7 protein-coding genes are annotated in these 9,048 nt (G+C 71.3%); 6 read left to right on the top strand and 1 reads right to left on the bottom strand.

What is annotated here, in order from left to right; translation table 11 throughout:
- Positions 1-568 precede the first annotated feature (568 nt).
- The 6 genes from LLG88_11660 to LLG88_11635 all read left to right on the top strand — a co-directional run bounded on the left by LLG88_11660 (position 569) and on the right by LLG88_11635 (position 5,623).
- Positions 569-1,420, top strand: a complete 852-nt coding sequence (locus tag LLG88_11660) for a hypothetical protein (protein MCE5247556.1) — start codon at positions 569-571, stop codon at positions 1,418-1,420.
- 92 nt (positions 1,421-1,512) lie between these two features.
- The gene (locus LLG88_11655) at positions 1,513-2,304 is read left to right on the top strand and encodes a hypothetical protein (GenBank protein MCE5247555.1); all 792 of its coding nucleotides are present in this window, start codon (positions 1,513-1,515) and stop codon (positions 2,302-2,304) included.
- Between the two features lie 282 nt (positions 2,305-2,586).
- Positions 2,587-4,089, top strand: coding sequence for a M23 family metallopeptidase (locus tag LLG88_11650; GenBank protein ID MCE5247554.1), 1,503 nt, complete (start codon positions 2,587-2,589; stop codon positions 4,087-4,089).
- Between the two features lie 36 nt (positions 4,090-4,125).
- On the top strand, positions 4,126-4,518 hold the full coding sequence (locus LLG88_11645) for a hypothetical protein (protein MCE5247553.1): 393 nt from the start codon (positions 4,126-4,128) through the stop codon (positions 4,516-4,518).
- Between the two features lie 225 nt (positions 4,519-4,743).
- On the top strand, positions 4,744-5,121 hold the full coding sequence (locus tag LLG88_11640) for a response regulator (protein ID MCE5247552.1): 378 nt from the start codon (positions 4,744-4,746) through the stop codon (positions 5,119-5,121).
- Positions 5,122-5,140: 19 nt separating this feature from the next.
- Positions 5,141-5,623 carry a chemotaxis protein CheX gene (locus LLG88_11635; protein MCE5247551.1) on the top strand — a complete coding sequence of 161 codons (483 nt, stop codon included), beginning with the start codon at positions 5,141-5,143 and terminating at the stop codon, positions 5,621-5,623.
- 79 nt (positions 5,624-5,702) lie between these two features.
- Here LLG88_11635 and LLG88_11630 read toward each other — a convergent pair whose 3' ends face one another.
- Positions 5,703-6,926, bottom strand: coding sequence for a hypothetical protein (locus LLG88_11630; protein ID MCE5247550.1), 1,224 nt, complete (start codon positions 6,924-6,926; stop codon positions 5,703-5,705).
- Positions 6,927-9,048 lie beyond the last annotated feature (2,122 nt).

Raw genomic sequence — 9,048 nt, 5'->3', positions numbered from 1 at the left:
CCGCGCGCTGCGCGCCTCCGCTCCGCAGGTGGACGCGAACGACGCCGGATGGACGCGGCGCGCGGCGCTCGAAGATTTCAATTTACAGAAGCGACGTTACGCTCCCCACCTGCGCGTTCCAGAGTGCCGCGCCACCGCCAGAAACTCGCCGGCGCGGGAACCTTGGTTCCAGCCGGGCGGTTGGTCTCCCGGAGAACCGCAGCCGCTCACTGCTGTTGCAATCGTGGGGAGACACTCATACTATTCAACGCGAATAGGACGCAGCGGCAGTGAGGGGATGCGGAGATCAGTTCGGGGGGCAAGTTCTTGAGGCTCCACGTCGAAGCGCAGCTCAGCATGATCGTGAATGTCCGCGTCGGTTGCCAATGGACCCGTCGACCGCCTCTATTGGGACGCCTTGACGCTGGGTCCGGTGCTTTGGGCCGCCGGCAAGCGATGCGTTGTCTTTAGTGGGGGAAGGACATCGGACGTCCGTAGGGCTTCTTGAAGGCCGTATCGGTATACAAGAGTTGCCTTGTCCGCGGGAGGGCTGTTCATGGTTGGCGGCAGCAGCCGGTGTATTGCACGGATGTTCAGTGCCGAATCTGCGCGAAGGGGCGTCGTTGCTCTCCTCTTCCTTGGCTCTGCCCTCCTCTGGGCGAGCACCGTTGCCGCCGGCGCTGTGGCCGGCCGCGCGTTCCTTCCCCTCTTGGTCCCGGTCGGTGCGCTCGCGGTGGCGGTTGCCTGCTGGTGGACCACGGTTCCAGCGAGCGTGTTCGGCATCGTCTATGTGGCCGCGACGCTGTGCGGCCGTGCCGACATGACCGGGCTTCGCTTTCTTCTTCTTCTCTTCTTCTCGTTGATCGCGGCAACAGAGGTCTTGCGGCGTGTCCGTCGTTTTGCCGACTCGCCGGCAGTCAGGTGGGTTTCCGTCGCGCTACCCGCTCTTCTGCTCATCGGCATGGCGCCAAGCCTAGTAGCCGGCCTCCGCGACAATCTGCGGAATGCGAAAACGGACCTCACCGCTAATCGTGTTGCCAGCGTCACGAGGATCCCTGCTCTTGAGCGAGAGGACGGTAGGCCGATATCGCTGAATGCTCACGGCAAGATTTTCCAGCTGTATTTGTGGAGCAAACGTTGCGTGCCTTGCCAACAGGGGCTGTCGAAACTGGGTGACTTTTGGTCTCGAATTCAGATGCCCTCGGATGTGCAGATCGTCGCGGTCCCGGTCGAGGTTGGCGTGCGGAACCCCGCGTCGCTGCCGCCGGGGATCGCGCGGGCCCGCGATGTGGCGGCATGGGCTGAAGACGTTGGAATTGGTGCCGTACCCAAGACGATCTTCGTCAAAGATGGGCTCATTTGCGGCAAATCCGTGGGCTTCTCAGAACGGACCGAGGAGAAGTGGGTGTCCCTGATCGAGAGATGCAGAACAAAAGAGTGAATCGGGGGAAACACAATGACCTGCGTCGCGGTCTCCGGCTCGGAGATTCGATCCGCGTTGCAGGGTAAAGAGAGAATGGAGGAGAGGACAAGATGCAAGTTCGCTGTGTATCGGGCAACACTAACCAGCGGTCGTGGTTTTCCATGGGGCGGTCGTTCTGCAGCGCCTGCGTGGTCGCTATCACGACCATTGGCGGCATGGCTGGAACTGAAGCCGCAACCAAGACATTCTCTGCGCAGGGGGACTTGCTGGCCCAAGGGGTCAGGACAGTTCAGCAGCAGGACATTCAGGGCGGGATCCTTGCGGTCCTGCTTGACAGTGCAGGAAACACCGTTGCCGCACTGACGACTCAGAACTCGATATCCGACAAGACGATCACTTGGTCCGAAGGCGGGACGGATCTCTTGCGGATCACGATGTCGAACGATCGACTCAGATACGGCGTGGTCGATCTCCTGACGGGCCAGACCGCATCGGCCAGCTTCGACGAGACTCTCGGTATGTGGGTGACAGCGGGGCCCATGACGGAGATCTTGAGCGCAAACCAAACAAGAATGCTCAAAGTCATGCTCTCAATTGACTTCTTGGTGTTGGGGGTGCCAACGCAGGATGCGATTCCCCGCCCTCTCGCGCCCACTGTCGTCGATGGTGAAGGCTGGGACGGGACTGGCGGCGGCGGGAACTGTGGCGGCAATGGTTGCTGGAAGCAGAGCATTGCGTATCTGAGGTCAGATGCTTGTCGGGTGGCCCGCTGGGAAACGTCGTACTGCTGCATCACGCCGAATTGCTACGGCTGCTGCGACATGAGGGAGTGCGACTGCGTCTGTCTTGCTGGGGACTACTTCTGCAGTTGCCACGCGTCTGGAACCTCTTGCAACGAGTGAGACTCCCGGTTGCGGCCGCGTCCCGCCTCGTTGCCGGTAACGCCGACGGAAGTGGAGGACCGTTCTGGTCGCAGCGTCATTTCTCCGCCCGTCCTTCAGAGTCCAGAGCGGGGCGGGCGGAGGCCGCGATCTTACCCGTTTGCTGCCGCGATTCCGGCAGTCGTTTCTGAGCGCCATCGGAGTTCAGGGCGCCGGCGTTTGAAGGGGCGCCCGCGCGGCCTAGAATGACGCCGCTCCGCCGAACGGCCGCCCGCGCGGCGCGGCGGGGCGGAGGGCACGCTCGTGGCCAACGACTCCTTCGATCGTCCCCGCCGGATCTCCGGCTTCGTCTGGCTTCTGGCCGCCGTCGCCGCGCTCGCCGCGGTCTACGGCCTCTTCGGCGCGTTGCGCCAAGGTGCGGCGCCGACGATCGCGATCGACGTGGACCGTCCGGCGATCGGCCGCGCGACGAAGATCGTCGCCCGCTTCGCCGAGGCGCGGCGCGGTCTCGGGAACGTCAAGCTGGAACTGGTCGCGGGTGAGCGCGTCGTGCCGCTCGGCGAGAAGCAGTTCGCGCGGCGCGGCGCCTACGCCCTGACCCGCGGGACGCCGACGGCCGAGGCGGACCTCGAGGCGACGGTCGGGTCGGCCAACGTCCCCGGGCTGCAGGAAGGGGAGGTCACGATCCGCGCCACCGCCGACCGGATGGCCGGGCTCTTCCGCTCCAAGGCCCCGGTCGTCGTCGAACGGAAGATGGCGGTGCATCTGCGCCCGCCGCAGCTCGCGGTCCTCTCGACGCAGCACTACCTGCGCCAGGGCGGCGCGGGGGTGGTCCTGATCCAGACGAGCGCGCCGCAGGGACGCTCCGGCGTCGTCGCCGGCGACGTCGAGTCGCTCTCGTTCCCCGTGCCCGGCGGCGATCCGCAGCGGCGGTTCGTCCTCTACGCCTCGCCGTGGGAGCTCTCCGATCCCTCGCGGATCAAGGTCTTCGCCGAGGACGAGGCGGGGAACCGCGTCGAGCAGTCGTTCCTCACCCAGTTCAAGCCGTCGCCGGCGCGGCGCGACACGATCAAGATCGACGACGCCTTCCTCCAGAAGGTCGTCCCGCCGATCGCCGCCAACACGCCGGGGATGAAGACCGACGGCGCGCTGATCGACCAGTACGTCTGGATCAACAGCGAGCTGCGCAAGCAGATCCTCGCCAAGATCGTCGAGCTCTCCCGCCGCACCGCGCCGACGATGCTCTGGCAGGGGCCGTTCCTGCAGCTCAAGAACTCCGCGCGCCGCGCCGGCTTCGCCGAGACGCGCAGCTACGTCTACCAGGGACGCGCCGTGGACACCGAGACCCATCTCGGTCTCGACCTCGCCAGCCTCGCCCACGCCGAGGTCCCGGCGCCGAACGCCGGCAAGGTCGTCTACGCGGGGTGGTTCGGGATCTACGGCAACGCGGTGCTGATCGACCACGGCTGCGGCCTGATGAGTCTCTCCGGCCACATGTCGTCGATCGCGGTGAAGGAAGGGGAGACCGTCGCGCGCGGCCAGACGATCGGCGCTTCGGGCTCGACCGGCCTCGCCGGCGGCGACCATCTGCACCTCGAGATCTTCGTGCAGGGGAAGTCGGTCGATCCGGTGGAGTGGCTCGACGAGCACTGGATCAAGGACAACGTGCTCGCCAAGCTCGAGCCGGGCGCCGCGTTCTCGGCCGCGTCCGCCGCCGCCGCCCCGTCCGCCGCGTCGGAGGGGACGCCGCTTGACACCCACCGCCATCGCGGTACCAAGACGTCGAGGAAGCACCGCGCGCGCTGAACCGCGCCGCGGGCGCCGGGCGCGGAAGGAGCGGTCGTGGCCGATCGGGAGCGGGAGACGCTGGCGCAGGTGATCGCGCGGCTGGCGGACGAGACGAACGCGCCGCTCTCGCTCGTGCGCGAGGTCTCCGGCCTCTTCATGGCCAAGGGGATCGGCCTCGACGAACTCGGCGCGCCGTACGAGCCGGCGCTGCGGCAGGCGTTCCTCTGCGACGCGCAACTGCGGATCCACTCCGCGCGGGCGCGCGACGGCTTGGCGCGCCTCGGGGAACGGCTCAAGCAGCTCGACGACCTTTGGACCCGCCAAGGCGCGGCGTGCCGCGCGGCGGGCGCCGCGCTCGCCGAAGGGAAGCGGGCGCTCGAGGCGGCCCGTCCCCTCCCGTCGCGGCTCGCGTCGTGCCGCGTCCCCGGGCCCGGCCTGACGCAGTGATCGCCCGGCATCGCCGCGATCCGACGGCGCGACGGGCGCGAGGCCGGACGCGCGAGGCCGAACGGGCGCGAGGCCGGACGGGCGCGAGGCCGAACGGGCGAATCGGTCCCGTCGTTGCTGCTACACTTCAGCCCGCGGCGGCGCGACCGATAAGGAAGGCGCAGGGCGCGCGCCGCGGAGCGCTCGCTTCGCGTCCGCGCGCGCGGGCTTTGCCGGAGGTGGTGGATGCCGATCACGGTGCTCTTGGTGGACGATTCGGCGGTGATGCGCAAGGTCCTGACGCGCGCGCTGCGGCAGGCCGGCCTGGAAGTCGGCGACATTCTCGAGGCCGGCGACGGGCTCGAGGCGCTCAACGTCGTCGGCGGCGCGCAGGCGGTCAATCTCGTCCTTTGCGACTGGAACATGCCCAACATGAACGGGATCGACTTCGTCGCGGCCGCCCGCGCCAAGGGGTTCACCGCGCCGATCGTGATGGTCACCACGGAAGCGGGGAGCGAGCGCGTCCAGCAGGCCACGGCCGCGGGCGCCGACGGCTTCGTGACCAAGCCGTTCACCCCCGAGCGGCTCGGCGAAGCGCTGACGCCGATTCTGGCCAAGGCCTGAGAGCAGGCTCGAGGAAGCCATGGACGACACCGCCCCTCGGAACGCCGACCTGGGCCCGGCGCTCGAAACCGCCTTCCGCGAAGTGATCGAGACGATGTTCGGGCTGGCGATCGAAGGCCCGACCCGCCTTCCCGCCGCGCGCGGGATGGGCATGGCGGGAATCATCGGCCTCGGCGGAACGTCGTTCCGCGGCATCCTCTCGATCGCCTGCACGCCGGAGGGGGCGCGCACGCTCGCCGGCGCGCTCGTCGGCGGCGAGGAGATGCTCGGCGACGATCCGGTGATGGTCTCCGACTCGCTCGGCGAACTCGCGAACATGCTCGGCGGTTCGGTCAAGCGGCAGCTCGACGCGACCGGCGGGCGGATCGAGCTCTCGCTGCCGTCGGTGATGGACGGCGAGGCGACGCTGCACGGCGTCGGCGCGACCGGCGACGCCCACCTGATGTGGACGGTCGAGGGACGCGAGGTCGAGACCAGCCTGATCTACAGCGACACCGACTGACGCCTCGGCGCGTCGGAAACGAGAGAGCGGGACGCGCGCGCGTCCCGCTTTTTTCGTCGTCGCCCGGCGGCGGAAAAGGTCAGACGGCCGCGGGGGCGGGAAGGCGCGCGAGGATCGACCGGACGCGCTCGGCCGTGGCGGGGAGGACCAGGAACGCCTCGGCGCCGCCGCCGCGGGCGGCGACCACGAGGTCGCGCGTCGGCCGGTCGGAACAGGCGACGATCATCCCCGGGCGGCGGCCGGCGGGGGTCCGCTCGAGCCGGATCTTCAGGTCCACCGGCGAACGGCTGACGACGAACATCGCGTCGGGCGGCGCCTGCTGGTCCTGGCCGGGCGCGAACGCCGGCAGGACGTGCAGGCCGACGCTCTCCAGGACGGAACGCAGCGCGGCCGCGGCGGGGTCGGCGGGATTCCCCGTGACCAGCGCGCGCAGCCCTTCCATCGGCGGGCCTTCCGCGTCCGGCTCGGCCTGCGGGGCCGGCGGCGCGGGGCGCGGCGGCTGCTGCTGCTGCTGCTGCTGCGGCGGCGGCGCGGGGCGCGCGGGGGCCGCGGCCTCGCGGGCCGGCGGCGGCGCGACCGCGCTCTCGTCGGGGATCTCCGGGACGCCGTCGCCCTGCGCGGAAAGCGGAATGTCGTCTTCCGGGGGGGCGTCGTCCGACCAGCCGGGAAGCGACTCGAGCTCCGGCCCGGGGCCGGCGACGGCGACGATCTCCTCCTTCGAGATCTTCCCCTTCTCGCAGTCGCTGGCCGCGAAGAAGATCGTGCCCCGCTCCTCGCCGGCGAGGCTCATCCGGCAGGCGACGATCTCCCACGGCACGCGCGGGCCGAACTCGGCGAGGAGCGCCGGCCACGGCCCGACGCGGACGCGGCGGAAGGCGGCGCCGCGGCGGAACTGGGGCGCCTCGGCGACCTTGCCGCGGATCATGTGGACCGCGGCGCCGCAGATGATGTTCGCCACCTCGCCGATCGAGTCGTGGAGGATCTCCGGCACCTCGCCGGTCTTGAGGATCTCCTTGAGCTGCTCCGGCCCCATCAGCGAGAAGGCGCCGCCGGAATAGACCGCGGCCGGCATGTCGAACGCCATCAGCGAAGGGAACGGGTTGCCGTGGTGGTCCTCGATCGGGAAGACGTACAACTCCCGGTCGCCGAACAGCGCCGCGAAGTCCGGCCCCTCGCGGGGCACGAGCTCCAGCGAGACCTTGCTGCCGACCAGCGCTTCGACGTTCTCCGCGAGCACCTTGGCCACCGCGTCGGGATCGCGGCGGATGATGCGGGCGAAAACCGTTGCGGGAGAGGTCTTCACGTCGGTCGTCCATCCACGCGGCGTCCGCGGGGCGTCGCGGGTCTTGGCGCGGTTCGGTCCGCGCCTCGTCACGCTTCTTGTCGGCCGCGCCGGCGGGGAATTGAGGGCGGCAAATCTTGCCGCCCGCGGCAGCTTCGATCCACCGGCCCGTGGCGACGCGGTGCGGGCCTTCGCCGATGTGCTTGAAAACACGCAATTTGGCGCGGCGGCGGGCTCGGCACGGCCCTTGCTTTGCTCAGGTCGCGATGCAACCGATGGTGCACATCGACGGCCGAGCGCCGAAGACCGGAAGCGGAAACGCTTCCGGCGCCGGGACGCGACTCGCCGGACGGGGGCAGGGCCCGCTCCCGGACGCGTTTGAGTCGATCCTCGGCGCCGCTTCGACGCCGGACGCGGTCGCCGGAACTCCCGTTCCGGAACATGCGTCCGAACCGCCCGCCGCGCCGCACGTCGCCCCCCGCAGCGCCGCCCCCACGGACTTGGAGGTCCCCGAGGACGGCGGCGCGCGGCGCGGACGCGGGGCGCGGAGCGGGCGGTACGAGCCGGCCGATGCGCCCGCCTTCGGCGAAAGCCGCTCCCCGTCGGCCGATCCGCGGGGCGCCGCTTCCGCCGCCGGCGGTGCAGCGCGACAGCCAGAGCCGCCCGCGGACGCGCCGATCGCGCCGCGGAGCGGTCCCGGGCGCTCCATGGGCGCGACGCCCGCCGCCGGCGCATCGACCTCGCCGATCGAGGCCGAGCAGGGCGGGTCGCCGCGCGCCGCGCCCTCGGCCCCGGGAAATCCGCGCTCCTATCCCGGCCTCGGCGATCGAGACCGGGAAGCGGGGAACGACGGAGGAGACGCCTCGCCGATCGGGGCGTCTTCCTCGTCGCAGGTCGTCGCTTCGCCGATCGAAGCGGCGTCCTCGCGTTCCCCGTTCGAGGGGTCCGGTCCGACGGCCCACGCGGCGCCGCCGGAAGCCGGTTCCCCCGCCGCTCCCGCCGCGAGGCGGGACGGAAGTCCGGGAAGCCGCGTTTCATCCCCGTCGGCGGACTCGTCGGCGGCGGCGCTCGGCCCATCCCAGCCGAGACCGGGGGGGACGGCTTTCGCGCGTCCCCTCGTGGCCCCATCGTCTTCCGACGTGCGCGGCGCCCCTCCGGAAACGGGCGGCGCGGCGGCGCGCGCCGGCGACTCGAGCAGTCCCCCCGCGACCGACTTCGGCGCGGGGGCGATCGCCGTTTCCGCGGACGGAGAAGCGTCGGCGCCCGGCGCCGGCGTCGCGGCCGCGCCGCGCCCCGTCGCGGGGTCCGGCGGAACGCCTCCCGCGGAGTCCTGGGCGGAGCGGACGTCGCTCGGCGCGGGTTCGCCCGCGGCCTCTTCCATCAACTCGGGCGCGCCGTCCGCGGCGAGCGGGTCGGGCGCGGCGGTCCTCTCCGCCGGGCGCGGCCCCGCCGCCACGTCGGCCGGATCCGCGGCCGCGACGTCGGCCGGGTCCGCGGCCGCGACGTCGGCCGGAACTGATCCTTCCGCCGCCGCGACCCCGGCGTTCGCCGGCGCGCGAGCGGCCGCGAATCAGGCCGCCGCCGGCGGCGGAACGACCTCGGTCTTCGACGAGGGCGCTTCGGCCGCGGCGAACGCTCCCGGCGGCCTCTTCCGCTCCGGGACGGCCGTCGCCGATTCCGGCGCGGGCTCTCGGCCCGTCGTCCGGCCCGCCGTCGGAGACGGTGCGGCGACGGGCGGCGCGGCGACGATCGGCTGGACCGACGGACGGGCCGACGGCTTGTCCGACGGCCGGTCCGACCGCTGGTTCGGCGGCGAGCCGGGCGGCGATCCGGCGCGCGGCGTCCAAACGAACGGCGGCGAAGCGGTCCCTGCGGCCCGCGGCGCGTCGGGCGACGACGCTGCGCCTGCAACCCGCGGCCTGCCGGGCGACGGCGCGTCTCTCGCGTCGCGCGGCGCATCGGGCGACGCCCGCGGCGCGGCGGACGAGGCCCGCGCCCTGTGGGGCGAGGCCGGCGGCGCGGCGGACGGTGCGCGAATCTCCGGCGAGGCCGGTTCGGCCGCGCGCGGCACGACGGTCGGAAACGAGCCCTCTTCGGCCGGCCGTCTCTTCTCGGGCGCGGTGCGGGGCTCGGCGTCGTTCCC

The organism is bacterium, from assembly GCA_021372775.1.
Taxonomy (GTDB): domain Bacteria; phylum Acidobacteriota; class Polarisedimenticolia; order J045; family J045; genus JAJFTU01.
This window is presented reverse-complemented; position numbering and strand designations above follow the sequence as displayed.